The sequence below is a fragment of the Phycisphaeraceae bacterium genome (assembly GCA_019636555.1).
Lineage (GTDB): Bacteria > Planctomycetota > Phycisphaerae > Phycisphaerales > UBA1924 > JAFEBO01.
Genome location: JAHBXH010000001.1, coordinates 259,251 through 271,134 on the forward strand (window position 1 = coordinate 259,251; position 11,884 = coordinate 271,134).

The window sequence follows — 11,884 nt, forward strand, 5'->3', positions numbered from 1 at the left end:
CCGCCGCGATTGAGATCGCATGCCTCACAGCTTCTTGAGCAGCACCGGCAGAATAGTCTTGGCGATCGGCAAGATCGTCGCAAGCGAGAAGACGTTCCGTACCACCGACGAGATGAGCCCGCGCTCGCCGCGTCGACCGGTCAGGGCGTGACCGATCACGAGCCCCGCCGCGGCCATGCCGAGCGCCGGACCGATGGCGGGAACCGAGATCAGAGAAGGGCCTTCGTCCACGCCCTCCGCCCAATCAAGCAGGCGGATCTTGGCTTGTTCGACTTCGTTCATGTCGGGCTTATCCATGGCGGGCGTTGCAAACAGCTACTTCGAGAGAAAGTGCGCGACGATGAGCAGGACGGCGCCGATCGCGATCGCCAGCGCCCCCGTGATCGCCGCGGCGGCGGGCATGCCGAGCGGGGGCGTGAGCGCGAGAAAAACGGCGATCAGGCAAGTGATGATTCCAAGGGCGATGAAGAGAGAACTCACGATGACGGCGGCGCTGGCGATTCCGAATCGGGACGCCGCGGAACGCAGCGTGCGTCCTTCTTCGCGGATCGCCCTCGAGAAGGAGCGCCCCTCGGCCTCCATCAAATCGGCGACGCGCACGATGAGTTCGGCGACTTTCTTCAGGCGTTATCCCTTTCGGGTGAGCAGCATACCGAGAAGCACGCCGGCGCCCGCGGCGATCGCGACGCTGGTCCACGGCCTCTCTTCGATCTGCTCCGCGAGCGACATCGCCGCGTCGCGCCCCTGCTTTTTGGCGGACTGGATCGAATCGGTCACGCCGCGCTTGGCCACGGCGACGCCCGACGCCGCGGCACCTGCGACGTCTTGAGCGGTCTCGGCGAGATCTTCCTTGATCCGGCTGACATCTTCGCTGAGTTTGTCGAGGCTGTCGGACAGACCGTTGTGCGAGTGGCGTTTCAAAGCACGAGCCATGTGTGGTACTCCTCTTGGAGGGATTGTCGAAAAAGGGCCGCGCGACCCGGTGTCACATGCCATCATGCGTTTGGCGTGTGTGGCGATGCTAAAGGCAGTATGAGTTTGAGGTCATTTGCCGCGCCGCTACGCTTGGAAATGGCCACAGTGTTCCTGAACGGCGCTTTTTTAGGGCGCGACGAGGCGCAAATTTCCGCATTCGATGCGGGCGTGCAGCACGGGGTGGGGCTCTTCGAAACGATGCAGGCGGTGGAACGGGCGGACGGATGGGAGGTGCTCGATGTCGATGCGCACCTGGATCGGCTGGCGGGCTCGGCGCGAGAGCTGAGATTGACGGAGAGATTGCGCGTTGATGCACTTCGCGAGGCGGTGATGCGGACGGTCGCGAAGGCGGGCGAGGACGAAGAAGACGCGGCGCGCCTGCGAGTGCGGCTGACGATCACGGGGGGGGATTTGAATCTGCTGGAACGGGGAAAGTCGGTCGCTCAAAGTGCGGAACCCTTCCCCCAACCACCTCCCTCAGGGAGGGGGCTTGAAGAGCAGCAACCGACCCTGATCATCTCGGCGACCAAAGCGACCGAGTACCCGATTGAGATGTTTCAGCGGGGCGTGCTCGCGACGATCGCGGACTGGAAGGCCAATCCCCTCGACCCGATGCAGGGGCACAAGACGATCAACTACTGGGCGCGCTTGCGCGAACTCCAGAATGCCGCGGCAAAGAACGGCGCGGAGGCGCTGGTTTTTCAGGTGACGAATTATCTTTGCGGCGGGTGCGTGAGCAACGCGATCATTGTGAAGGGTGGCCGGATACTGACTCCGATCGCGCGCGGAGAAGAAATGCAGAGCGCGGAATCCGGATCGCCGAGCGACGCGGATGAAGGGATCGGGAAGGGCAGAGCGGTCATGCCGAGCCCCGTGCTTCCGGGCGTGACACGGCGCTGGGCGCTTGAGTGGGCAGAAGATGAGGGGCTCGAGATCGAGAAGCGGATGGTTTCGATCGATGATGTGCTGAGCGCCGACGAGGTGCTGCTCACGAATTCAAGCTGGGGGGTGTTGCCGGTGGTTGCGGTCGAGTCGCGCGTGCTGGGAGCGGGAAAGCCGGGAGAAGTCGGAACAGCAATGGTTGCCGCCTGGTCGGGGAAGGTGACGAGCTAGTGCCTATTCAAGAAGCGCCAAATAGCCGCGCCCAGAGTCAGGAAGAGACTGACGAAAAAAGCGCCGGTCACTGCCAACAGGATCATCTGGGTCGTGCTCCAAGAGAAGACGCGTAAACACGCCCGATGAGACGCAATCAACACGAGCGAAAGAACAATCGCGGGCAACAGCAGCATTGCAAACACGCCAGACTTTGCAAAATACGCCGCGAGCACAATCGAGATCGGCGCGGCAACAGCTCCCATCGCAACGCACGCCACCGCAGTTCTGCGCTGTCCCGGCGGCGGCCCGATCCGGACATGCGGTAGTGGCGCGCCGCATTCCGGACATGGCGCGTGACGCGACAAACTGGCGAGTGGATAGCCGCAGTTTCTGCAAGCAATCTCGGCCATTCAAAATCCTCAAACGCGAGGCGACCAACGCACGCGAGCAGACTTACCCCATCGGTGCGATGAACGGCACGATGTAGCGCACGATCAGGAAGACAACCAGGCCGAGGCCCCAGATTCCGAAGACGATCTGCGCGGTCATCACCAGCACATGGCGGAAGAACTGCGCGAGCACCGGGCCGAGGTTGCCCGAAAAATCCTGGAAGCGAAGCGCCTTGTAGGCGATCGACGTGAACAGCGAGACCACGATCAGGCTGTAGACGTTCACAAACAGCGGCGACGAATAGGCACCGTGCCAGAGCGTCGAGATCGGATCGATGAACGGTGTATAGGCGAAGAGGTTCATGACTTGCGCCCGAGAGTTGGAAACATCGCGTCGATCGCCGCGAGCACGTTGAGCAGACCCGCGACGGCGGTGAAGAGGATGCCCATCTCGTGCACGCGGGCGAGCGACCGCTGCGCCGGCGGGCTGCCTCCGGGCACGATGACGCCCTGACTGTTGATCGACTCACCGGGGTGGGGCGGGCGCCGGGGCGCGCCGTGCCCGGCCGGATCGGTTCCTTTGTATCGGGTCTGGTGCAGGTAGTTCGTGCCGAAAGCGACGATCCCGGTCGGGGCCTGCGCGATGAACCAGAGGGCGTCTTCCTTACTGTCAACGGCGTCGATCCCGCCGACAAAGAGCCCGGAAAAGAAAAGTCCGAGCACACCAAGACCGATGAGTGTGCCGCGCCGGACTTGACCGAGCAAGACGTGGCCGAGTCCGGGCAGTACGAGCGCCGCGATTCCGGCGAACGGGTTGAATCCGGTGGCGGAGGAAGAGTTGCTCATCTGGGTAAATAGCCGGACTGGACGCGGGGCGGGAAGGAGGGAAAGATCGGCCGACACTGGGAACGGGCACAGGGGACTGGTTTCCACCGGATATCCACAGTCGGTCCGGCGAGTTGGAGGAATCAGGAGTCGGTTTGACAACGGGACGGCGGGCAGTACTGTACCGCCTCTTGCGGCCGGGGGCTCGGAAACGGGGCGGCTGGGTAGGAGCATCGACTAGAGGAAGGACGAGACATGGTCGCGATGATGAGGAACAGGAGCGGAACTGTGTTGATGGCCGCGGATACTGAAACGGTTTTTTCCGGCACCGGGACGCTCGAACTGGAAGAGCGTCCGCTGCTGCTGCCCGATGTCGTCATGTTCGATGAGGACGACGACGACGAAGACGACGATGAATCTCCCTTCGAAGACGACGACGCCGACGGGGACGGAGTCTTTGGCGAGGGCGAAGGCGAGGACGACGAGGATTTCCTTGACGACGAGTCGGAAGACGCCGAGGGCGACGACTTTGACGACGAGGAAGAAGAAGACGACGACGACGATCTGTGAAACGGCTTCGGCGGCCTCGAAAACGGACCATCGGGGACTGAAGGCCGTTCCGGGTGTGTGGCAACGGGGACTGAATGTGCGGGCGGCGCTTGCGGGCGCCGCCTTTTTCTTTTGGGTCGGCAAGGAAGACTCGCGAGGGAAGCCGGATCGGATGAATCCACGACCTGCGCGGGCCGATGTGGCTGGTCGAGGAGAGCGGGGTCTGAATCGACGCTGGAGCACGCCGATGGGAACGTCCGGAGAACAACGCAGCCAGGGGCCGATGAGAGTGGACTTCCGTGCGGGCGAGAGCCGCGAGGGGAGCGTCATCGATCGCCGGCTGGGGCTCGACAAGCGCGAGCTTGCGAAGGCGCAGGGAGAGGAAGCGCCTTCGACCGGGCTCGAGCGCCGGCGCGGCCCCGGCCGGCGTCTGAGCGATTTCACCAAGAGCGCCGAAGAAGGCGAGATGACCAAGGAGCAGTTCATGTTCCTCGCGGCCATCGATGCGTTCAAAAAGGGGAACGGCAAGACGTTCCCGACGTGGACGGACGTGCTCGAGGTGGTCAGGCTCCTCGGGTATCGCAAAACCTGTAAGAGCGAAATCAATCTGCGCAACGCCGAGGACTGGATGGAGGCGGCGGACGCACCATCGAACACGCGCCCGCAGCGGTGGGCGCAGCGCGAGAAGATTGATCGTGAACGCGCCGGCAAGGCGGCGTAGATTTCGCTCGCGGGCGATGTGAAGCCGGGAAGAGCCGTGTGAAGCATGCGTCGGCCCGCTTATTCCGAAGCGGGTTGTTTATTTCGCTCCGAAACGATCGCTGGTATTCTCGCCGGCGGGTCTGGAGCATTCGCCTTGCAAGCGGTCACGGCCAAAAAGGAATGGCGGGGCGGCGCACACCTGTTCGCGCTGGTGCTGCTCTCGATCGCGGTCGGCGCGGTGGTTGGTGGTGTTGGTGCTTCCTTCCGCCTGGCGCTCGACTGGGCCGCCGATCGGCGTGTGCTGCTGCTCGAGTGGGCGCAAGGCACGCCGATCTGGGGAGTAGTGGTGGTCGTCGGAGCGATCGCGCTTGCCGCCGCCATCGCGGCGTGGCTGGTGCAATGGTTCTCGCCCGACAGCGCCGGAAGCGGAATCCCGCATGTGGAATCGGTGCTGCAGCACGACGTGCCGATTGCGCCCTGGCATCTGATCCCGGTGAAGTTTGTGGGTGGCGTGCTGGCGATCGGTTCGGGCTTTGCGCTCGGTCGCGAAGGGCCGAGCGTGCAGATCGGTGCGACGCTTGGGCATGAGATCGGGCGCCGGTTGGGCTGGGGGCGGATGGATTGCCGCTCGCTGCTTGCCGCAGGGGCGGGGGCGGGGCTGGCGACAGCGTTCAACGCGCCGATCGGCGGCTCCGTCTTTGTGCTTGAAGAGTTGGTGCGCAGGTTCGACACGCGCATCACGATCGTGACGTTCGGAGCTTCCACTGGCGCGATCGTGGTGGCTCGTTTGATGCTCGGCTCGGCGCCGGAGTTTGCGGTCCCGGGGGTGGTTGAGCCGAGCTTGCTGGTGATGCCGGCGTTCTTGCTGCTTGGGCTGGTGATGGGCGCGATCGGCGTGATCTACAACAAGGCGATTCTGGGGATGCTCGACGCCGCGGATAGTGTGAAGCGCGTGCCGCGCTGGGCAAAGGCCGCGGCGATCGGCGCGGCGATCGGACTCCTCGCGTTTTTCTGGCCGGTCGCGGTCGGGGGAGGCGACGTACTCACGCGCGATGCGCTTCACTGGAGCGGAAGCGGCACAACGGTCGCGGCGCTGGGGGCGCTGTTTCTTATTCGAATGGTGCTGAGCCCGCTCTCCTACGCGGCACAAACTCCGGGCGGGCTGTTTGCGCCGCTGCTCGCGGTCGGTGCGCTGGCGGGTGTGCTGTGCGCGCCCGGCTGGAACGCGATGTGTGGGCACGTAGCACCGGGCGCAGAAGTCGATCCCGCGGCGATGGGGATTGTCGCGATGGTGGGGCTGTTCACTGCGGTTGTGCGGGCGCCTCTGACCGGGATTGTGCTCGTCTCCGAAATGACGGTGGGGACGACGCTCCTGCTTCCGATGATCGGGGTGTGCATCGGCTCGATGCTCATGCCGACGGTCATGGGGAACGAACCGATTTATGAATCGCTGAAGTTGAGGGCGGTGAGGATCGCGGGGGAGCGGGAACGGGACGACCGACGCTCATAATCGGGCGATGATTCCGCTTGTGTCGGACAAGATGGAGGCGCTGAATGCGCTGTGCCGAAAGCACCGGGTGGCCCGGCTGTTTCTGATTGGCTCGGCGACGGACGACACATTCGATCCGGCGCGAAGCGATCTCGATTTTCTCATCGAGTTCCAGCCGCAGGAGCGCAAGGGATTTTCCGACGTGTACTTCCTGATGCTCAAGGACCTCGGGGATCTTTTTGGACGAAAGATTGACCTGGTGGAGCGGCACTGCGTTGTGAATCCATTCGTGAGGGCGTCGATGGAAAAAGCGAAGGTACCTCTCTATGCCGCAGCGTGAACCGAGCGCTTTTGTATGGGACACGCCCGACGCGTCCGACCTCACGATGTGCTGAGAACCCGCACGGGCACCGCAAATCCCATGTTGGCCCCTCAAAAAGACACGCGCGCTGTCGTGCGGAACGTGGTTCCCGGAGATGCCATCTCCGGGGCTGTTCAGCAGAATATGCGGCGGCGGAGAGGGGTGGGAATGAAAAGCGCCCTCGCCCCCATTGATGATCGAACGAACGCTCCGAGCGCTTATCATTGAGTGATGAATGCGATTCCGATCAAGACCGACCTCGTTCCGGAATTCTGTCGCCGCTGGAAAGTTCGTCAGTTCGCCTTGATCGGGTCCGTCCTTCGGCCAGACTTCGGGCAGGAGAGCGATGTAGACGTCGTTCTCACCTTTGAACCCGATGCGGCCTGGAGCATGTTCGACATCGTGGGCATGCGCGACGAACTTGTGGACATGTTCGGCCGCGCCGTTGACATTATCGAGGAACCGGCAGTGCGAAATCCTTACATGCTCGCGTCCATTCGGCGCACCAAACGCGTGCTGTATGCAGCCTGAACCAGAAGACCTCAAATACCTTTGGGACATGCTCGACGCCGCGAAGTTCGTCGTTCGTCTCACCGCCGCCCGCACGCTCCAAGAGTACGAAGATTCGAGAGAGCTCCGATACTCCGTCGAACGAGCCATCGAAATAATCGGCGAGGCGGCGCGTCGGGTTTCCGCCGGGTCTCGAAAGTCGCATCCGGAGATTCAGTGGAATGCGATCGTTGCGACGAGGCACATCATCGCGCATGAATACGGAGACATTCAGAACGACAAGATATGGCGCATCGCGACGAGCCACCTTCCGGAACTTGTAGAGTTGCTTACTCCGATCATTGAGCGCAACCCGCCCGAAGATGGAACCGCTGGATGACCGTCAACCCCTACGACACCTACACCAGCCCCCTTGCCACGCGGAACGCGAGCGAGGAGATGCTGAGGCTCTGGTCGGCGCGCCACAAGTTCAACACGTGGCGGCGGATCTGGCTGGCGGTTGCGGAAGCGCAGCACGAGATGGGGCTGCCGGTCTCGAAGGAGCAGGTGGAGGAGTTGCGCGCGGTCGTGAATCGGCCGGGCGGGATCACGGATGAGGAGATCCGGAACGCGGAGAAGTACGAGCGCGAATTGCGGCACGATGTGATGGCGCACGTGCACGCGCTCGGGGATTCGTGCCCGAAGGCGAAGGGGATCATTCATTTGGGGATGACGAGTCAGGATGTGGTTTGTAATGCGGACGTTGCGGTAATTTGGAATGCCGCCGATCTCGTGCTTGGCAAGCTCTGGCGCGTCTTGTCGGACCTGAGCGACTTCGCGTTGAAATGGCGATCGTGCCCAACTCTTGGCTACACGCATTACCAGCCGGCTCAACCTGTCACAGTGGGGCGCCGTGCGGCAACATGGATGTACGATCTTTACCAAGTGAATTGGCGACTCAACCACATGCTGGACCATGTTTGGATGAAGGGCATCAAGGGGGCCACTGGAACTCAGGCGGCCACGGTTGCTCTAGTGAATGGAAACGAAGGTGCTCTTGCTCGATTAGACCAAGGCGTCGGCTCACACCTCGGCTATTCCCTTGCACAAACGAGGTTTACCGATCTGGAAGTAGCCTCTGACCACGTTCACGACCTTGCAACACAAACCTACCCGCGCGTGATTGACACATTCATCCTCGCCGATCTTGCCTCGGTGGGGGCCGTCCTCCACAAAATCGCCACCGACATCCGCCTCCTCTGCAACCGCAAAGAACTCGATGAGCCCTTTGAAGACAAGCAGATCGGCAGCAGCGCGATGCCCTACAAGCGCAACCCGATGCGCTGCGAGCGCATCTGCGGCCTCGCTCGCTTCGTCATGAATCTCGTCGGCAACGCCTACGACACCGCGGCGACCCAGTGGCTCGAACGCACGCTCGACGACTCCTCCAACCGCCGTCTCTCGCTCCCCGAAGCCTTCCTTGCGCTCGACGGCGCGCTCGACCTGATGCACAACGTCGCCTCCGGCCTCATCGTTCACGAGGCGATGGTCAAAAAGAACCTCATGGCCGAACTTCCGTTCATGGCGACCGAAAACATCATGATGGAGTGTGTGAAGCTCGGCGGCGATCGGCAGCACTACCACGAGTTGATCCGCCAGCATGCTCAGGCCGCGGGCTTGCGGGTGAAGCAGGAGGGGCTCGACAACGACCTCTTGGACCGCCTCAAGAACGACAAAAACTTCTGGAGCACGAAACGAGGTGGTCCGCTCAGCGCGGAACTCAACTGGGACGGTCTGATGGACCCCATGAAATACGTCGGCCGAAGCGTCGAGCAGGCCGAACGCTTCATCAAGGAAGTAGTCGAGCCGCTGCGCGAGCAATACAAGGACGCGATCGCGAAACTCGGGACGAGCGGGCCGAAGGTTTAGCGCGGCAAGGCTGCAGATTCGCAGAGCGCCGAAGCGCGGCGGGGCCGCGGCTCGAAGCACGTCCGCCGCGATCAAGCGGACGCCCGGTCGGGATCTTCATACGGGCGCAGTCTCGGCCACCAGCATCGCACCTGTTCTCGATAGTGCGCATACGGCTTGCCAAAGCGTGCCGCGAGCTCACGCTCCTCGGCCGGGCGAATCAGGAGTTGCCAGACGATCGCGCCCGCCGCGATGTAGATCGCGATCAGTGGGGACGCAAACCACACGGCGATTGCCAGGCCCTGGCAGAGACCGCCGACGGCCATCGGATTTCGCACGAATCGATAAGGGCCATGAACAACGAGTTTGCGGGCGGGGTCGATCGGCAACGGCGTTCCGAGTCCGTGCGTGGCCATAGCCCAGGCGCTCGCGAGGCCGATCATGCTTCCCGCGGCGAAGAGTGCCGCGGCGAGCAACTGACGCGCCGGCGTCGCGGCGCTCGGCGCGCCAAGGCCCAGCCACGGCTGCGCGAGGAGGAGCGCCTGCGGGAGAATCGACAGAAAGAACAGCCAGAACACAACAACCTGCGCGCCTGTCTTGAGCAGTGCAGCGCCGACAGACGGAACGCCCGCGGCACGCGGAACGGTCGCGGCCCAAGCAATCAGAACTGGCGTTGTCAGTGTCGGCAACATGAGCCCGCAGCCGAGCCACAAAGTTCGATCCGCCAGCCACAATCCAATGGCCAGAACCCCCGCGTAGATCGCGGCGCCGGCGTGAATCCAAAGCGATGGAATCGTCCACGGGGACGGACGAAACAGAAGCCCCGCGGCGACGAACCCGGACACCGGAAGAACGGTGACGTCCACCGCCGCCAGTGCCGCAAGAAACGCGGCAGAATCAATCGGAAAAAAGAACACCCGCATGCCGGGGTATCGCCACAGCACAATCCAAAATGCGATGATTCCGCAACTCTGGAGCACGAGAAAAGTCGTGGCAAAGGCGCGGGCGGCTCCTTTCAGTGGCGGCGGACGATCGGTCACGCGAGCCAGCGTACACAACTCGAGTTGTTCCGATCGGTCGGAGTTCCGGCATTTGACGTGAGCGGAGTGCCGCGCCTGGTTCGCCGCCAAGAATGGAGGGTGGAAGGCTTTGGCGCACGAGCCCGAAGTCCCGCCCGTCGTGCGATGTGTTTGAGGGAGAATCTTTGCGTGCGGTGCGGAGCGGCCTGTGGCAGGGGCGTGAAACCGAACCCCACCGGATCGGAATAAGTAGGAGTATGAACGCCTTCGCCATGGAAGCCGGCCCGGCCCATTTCGGTGGGGACTTTGTCGAGAGCGCGCGGCGCTTTCTCTATCGCATTGCCGCGGCAATCGCGATCGTGCTTCTGCTCGCGCTGCTCTTTGTGCTGTTCGTCCCGCTTGCGATCGTGGGCGTGATTTATCTGGTCGTGCGCTCGGCCTTGGGCAGCCTCGGCGCACCTGCCCGCACGCCGCAAGGCGACGCGGAACCGATGCACGCGCCGATCCCGGAATCAGACGACGAAGGCCGCGAGAACGTGCGCGTGCGCAGGCCGGGAGAGGAATAAGACAAATAGGTCCCATGAGTCCTGTTGGCCTCATCAGACCCAGCGCCATCGCTTCATACGCGGAACCCGTGATCCGCCTTTTCGCGAATGAGCGCGCGGTCGAGTTCGCTCCGGTGCATCACGGCGTCGATCTCCGCCTGTGTCATCCACGGCAGCGATTCCATCTTCGCGCGGAGTGCCGCCGGGAATTCCTTGTCCCGTCGTTCGTGCGGCGGCCTGCTCCTCCAGATGCGGTGCATCCACAAGTACTGCTTGGGCGATCGTCGCACCATCGACTCGATCGCGCGTCGGTATCTCGCCGTGATGTAGTAGAGCCGATCGGGCTGACTTTCCCAATCGTCCGGGCCGAACACATCGGTCATCTCGATCGAGTAGCGCATGCCCCCGTTCTGCACCGACATCACATTGCCCTGGGGCGGCTCTTCGCCGGGCTCGAGCCTCCGCGCGATGCCGCAGAGAACAGTTGCGTTGAACTGCAGCGCGAGGATTCCGATCGATTTGTACGTGCTGGTGAGACGTCCGAAATAAGGCACGAAGACGCCGTAGTCGCCGCCGTTCTGGTCCGCGACGATTCCGGCGGGCACGCCGTTCTTCATGCCCTCGGGGAGCGCGCGGATCATGCCGAATTTGGAAACGAGCGTCAGCCCGCGCTTCTCGCGGCTCTGGCGCACCCACAGATCCAGCGGCTTGAGGTCGAACGGCCGGTAAACGGCTTGCATGGGAAAGCCGAGCATGGAAACGGTGTATCCAACGAGTTCCCAGTTGCCGCAGTGTCCGGTGACGAGCACGCACGGGCCGCCTGAGAGCATCTTGCGGAATCCCGTTGTGACCGGACCGAGCGTGACGTGCCGGCTCCATCCGTCGTGGTTGATCAGACGAGGTGTATATCCAAGTTCAACGCCGAGTTGCGCCAGATGCTGATACGACGCGACGGCCACTTCGCGCCGGCGCTCTGTTGGCCACTGCGGAAACGCGATCTCAAGATTCTGTTCCGCCCTTCGGACGTGTCGCTTGTTGAACGGGAGATTGGCGAAGAGCGCGCCCGCGCTCTTGGCAAAGTGCGTCGCCGGACCAAGACCAACCGTCAGCGGCAGCGTGATCGCCGATCGCAAACTGCCCACGATGGTGGACTGGATCCAAAGTGGAAGACTGGACTGCTTGGGCGCCAAGGCGGGAAGGGTAGTGGGTGAGAGCGCGCGTGCCGCGTGATTCCACCCATTCGCAGCCTCCTCTCAAAGGGAGGAGCCTTGGCACAAAGAGCGCGCGAAGGATTCCCCATGGTCAAGCGCCTCCGCGATCCCGACGACGGGCCCAGCGACGCCGATATCGAGCGGTTTTCAGATGTCACGCAGAAGTGCCCTTCCTGCGGCACGGTGCTCTACGACGACGTCGAGATCTGCTGGAACTGCGGGCACGTGCTCGGTTCTGACCAGCGACCGAAGATCCCCAACTGGCTCTGGATAACCGCCGCAGGACTCTTGCTCCTCGCGGTTGGCGGGTTCCTGATTCGCTGGTGA

General features: G+C 62.9%; 18 protein-coding genes. 10 read left to right on the forward strand and 8 right to left on the reverse strand.

Annotation, left to right across the window (positions count from 1 at the left end):
- Positions 1-24: 24 nt before the first annotated feature.
- The 3 genes from KF691_01025 to KF691_01035 are packed head-to-tail and all read right to left on the reverse strand — an operon-like array spanning position 25 to position 933.
- Positions 25-282 carry a hypothetical protein gene (locus tag KF691_01025; protein MBX3388015.1) on the reverse strand — a complete coding sequence of 86 codons (258 nt, stop codon included), beginning with the start codon at positions 280-282 and terminating at the stop codon, positions 25-27.
- Between the two features lie 33 nt (positions 283-315).
- On the reverse strand, positions 316-600 hold the full coding sequence (locus tag KF691_01030; GenBank protein MBX3388016.1) for a hypothetical protein: 285 nt from the start codon (positions 598-600) through the stop codon (positions 316-318).
- A gap of 27 nt (positions 601-627) precedes the next feature.
- Positions 628-933 (reverse strand): DUF883 family protein, encoded by a 306-nt coding sequence (locus KF691_01035; GenBank protein MBX3388017.1) that lies wholly within the window; start codon positions 931-933, stop codon positions 628-630.
- Positions 934-1,071: 138 nt separating this feature from the next.
- On the opposite strand from KF691_01035, the gene KF691_01040 reads away from it, so the two are divergent.
- On the forward strand, positions 1,072-2,088 hold the full coding sequence (locus KF691_01040; GenBank protein MBX3388018.1) for an aminotransferase class IV family protein: 1,017 nt from the start codon (positions 1,072-1,074) through the stop codon (positions 2,086-2,088).
- Here the strand turns inward: KF691_01040 and KF691_01045 are convergent.
- From KF691_01045 to KF691_01055, 3 genes are read right to left on the reverse strand one after another with little or no spacing between them, the layout of a single operon-like run.
- The gene (locus KF691_01045; GenBank protein MBX3388019.1) at positions 2,085-2,480 is read right to left on the reverse strand and encodes a hypothetical protein; all 396 of its coding nucleotides are present in this window, start codon (positions 2,478-2,480) and stop codon (positions 2,085-2,087) included. The genes KF691_01040 and KF691_01045 overlap by 4 nt on opposite strands.
- Positions 2,481-2,523: 43 nt before the next feature.
- Complete coding sequence (locus KF691_01050; GenBank protein ID MBX3388020.1) at positions 2,524-2,823, reverse strand: hypothetical protein; 300 nt, start codon at positions 2,821-2,823, stop codon at positions 2,524-2,526.
- Entirely contained in the window at positions 2,820-3,305 is a 486-nt protein-coding gene (locus KF691_01055) for a hypothetical protein (GenBank protein ID MBX3388021.1), read from the reverse strand. Before KF691_01055 ends, KF691_01050 begins: the two co-directional genes overlap by 4 nt.
- Before the next feature lie 273 nt (positions 3,306-3,578).
- Here KF691_01055 and KF691_01060 point away from each other — a divergent pair, with 273 nt between their 5' ends.
- The 7 genes from KF691_01060 (at position 3,579) to KF691_01090 (ending at position 8,803) form a co-directional block, all read left to right on the forward strand.
- Positions 3,579-3,854, forward strand: a complete 276-nt coding sequence (locus KF691_01060; protein MBX3388022.1) for a hypothetical protein — start codon at positions 3,579-3,581, stop codon at positions 3,852-3,854.
- Positions 3,855-4,080: 226 nt separating this feature from the next.
- Complete coding sequence (locus KF691_01065; GenBank protein ID MBX3388023.1) at positions 4,081-4,554, forward strand: hypothetical protein; 474 nt, start codon at positions 4,081-4,083, stop codon at positions 4,552-4,554.
- A 45-nt stretch (positions 4,555-4,599) separates the two neighbouring features.
- A complete protein-coding gene (gene clcA / locus KF691_01070) occupies positions 4,600-6,045 on the forward strand; it encodes a H(+)/Cl(-) exchange transporter ClcA (GenBank protein MBX3388024.1) in 1,446 nt (481 codons plus the stop codon).
- Positions 6,046-6,052: 7 nt separating this feature from the next.
- Positions 6,053-6,364, forward strand: a complete 312-nt coding sequence (locus KF691_01075; GenBank protein MBX3388025.1) for a nucleotidyltransferase domain-containing protein — start codon at positions 6,053-6,055, stop codon at positions 6,362-6,364.
- A gap of 252 nt (positions 6,365-6,616) precedes the next feature.
- Positions 6,617-6,916, forward strand: coding sequence for a nucleotidyltransferase domain-containing protein (locus tag KF691_01080; protein MBX3388026.1), 300 nt, complete (start codon positions 6,617-6,619; stop codon positions 6,914-6,916).
- Positions 6,906-7,274, forward strand: coding sequence for a DUF86 domain-containing protein (locus KF691_01085; protein MBX3388027.1), 369 nt, complete (start codon positions 6,906-6,908; stop codon positions 7,272-7,274). Before KF691_01080 ends, KF691_01085 begins: the two co-directional genes overlap by 11 nt.
- Positions 7,271-8,803, forward strand: a complete 1,533-nt coding sequence (locus tag KF691_01090; GenBank protein ID MBX3388028.1) for an adenylosuccinate lyase — start codon at positions 7,271-7,273, stop codon at positions 8,801-8,803. Before KF691_01085 ends, KF691_01090 begins: the two co-directional genes overlap by 4 nt.
- 71 nt (positions 8,804-8,874) lie before the next feature.
- Here KF691_01090 and KF691_01095 read toward each other — a convergent pair whose 3' ends face one another.
- On the reverse strand, positions 8,875-9,822 hold the full coding sequence (locus KF691_01095) for an isoprenylcysteine carboxylmethyltransferase family protein (protein ID MBX3388029.1): 948 nt from the start codon (positions 9,820-9,822) through the stop codon (positions 8,875-8,877).
- Between the two features lie 236 nt (positions 9,823-10,058).
- Between KF691_01095 and KF691_01100 the strand changes: the two genes are divergently transcribed.
- The gene (locus KF691_01100; GenBank protein ID MBX3388030.1) at positions 10,059-10,367 is read left to right on the forward strand and encodes a hypothetical protein; all 309 of its coding nucleotides are present in this window, start codon (positions 10,059-10,061) and stop codon (positions 10,365-10,367) included.
- Between the two features lie 53 nt (positions 10,368-10,420).
- Here the strand turns inward: KF691_01100 and KF691_01105 are convergent, their stop codons facing one another.
- A complete protein-coding gene (locus KF691_01105; protein ID MBX3388031.1) occupies positions 10,421-11,536 on the reverse strand; it encodes a hypothetical protein in 1,116 nt (371 codons plus the stop codon).
- A gap of 108 nt (positions 11,537-11,644) precedes the next feature.
- Here KF691_01105 and KF691_01110 point away from each other — a divergent pair, with 108 nt between their 5' ends.
- The gene (locus KF691_01110; GenBank protein ID MBX3388032.1) at positions 11,645-11,884 is read left to right on the forward strand and encodes a hypothetical protein; all 240 of its coding nucleotides are present in this window, start codon (positions 11,645-11,647) and stop codon (positions 11,882-11,884) included.

Excerpts from the sequence above, each read along its gene's own strand:
- KF691_01025 (MBX3388015.1), bottom strand. The coding sequence starts at position 282 with ATGAACGAAGTCGAACAAGCCAAGATCCGCCTGCTTGATTGGGCGGAG.
- KF691_01035 (MBX3388017.1), bottom strand. The coding sequence starts at position 933 with ATGGCTCGTGCTTTGAAACGCCACTCGCACAACGGTCTGTCCGACAGC.
- KF691_01040 (MBX3388018.1), top strand. The coding sequence starts at position 1,072 with ATGGCCACAGTGTTCCTGAACGGCGCTTTTTTAGGGCGCGACGAGGCG.
- KF691_01045 (MBX3388019.1), bottom strand. The coding sequence starts at position 2,480 with ATGGCCGAGATTGCTTGCAGAAACTGCGGCTATCCACTCGCCAGTTTG.
- KF691_01050 (MBX3388020.1), bottom strand. The coding sequence starts at position 2,823 with ATGAACCTCTTCGCCTATACACCGTTCATCGATCCGATCTCGACGCTC.
- KF691_01055 (MBX3388021.1), bottom strand. The coding sequence starts at position 3,305 with ATGAGCAACTCTTCCTCCGCCACCGGATTCAACCCGTTCGCCGGAATC.
- KF691_01060 (MBX3388022.1), top strand. The coding sequence starts at position 3,579 with ATGGCCGCGGATACTGAAACGGTTTTTTCCGGCACCGGGACGCTCGAA.
- KF691_01065 (MBX3388023.1), top strand. The coding sequence starts at position 4,081 with ATGGGAACGTCCGGAGAACAACGCAGCCAGGGGCCGATGAGAGTGGAC.
- clcA (MBX3388024.1), top strand. The coding sequence starts at position 4,600 with ATGCGTCGGCCCGCTTATTCCGAAGCGGGTTGTTTATTTCGCTCCGAA.
- KF691_01075 (MBX3388025.1), top strand. The coding sequence starts at position 6,053 with ATGATTCCGCTTGTGTCGGACAAGATGGAGGCGCTGAATGCGCTGTGC.
- KF691_01080 (MBX3388026.1), top strand. The coding sequence starts at position 6,617 with ATGAATGCGATTCCGATCAAGACCGACCTCGTTCCGGAATTCTGTCGC.
- KF691_01085 (MBX3388027.1), top strand. The coding sequence starts at position 6,906 with ATGCAGCCTGAACCAGAAGACCTCAAATACCTTTGGGACATGCTCGAC.
- KF691_01090 (MBX3388028.1), top strand. The coding sequence starts at position 7,271 with ATGACCGTCAACCCCTACGACACCTACACCAGCCCCCTTGCCACGCGG.
- KF691_01100 (MBX3388030.1), top strand. The coding sequence starts at position 10,059 with ATGAACGCCTTCGCCATGGAAGCCGGCCCGGCCCATTTCGGTGGGGAC.
- KF691_01110 (MBX3388032.1), top strand. The coding sequence starts at position 11,645 with ATGGTCAAGCGCCTCCGCGATCCCGACGACGGGCCCAGCGACGCCGAT.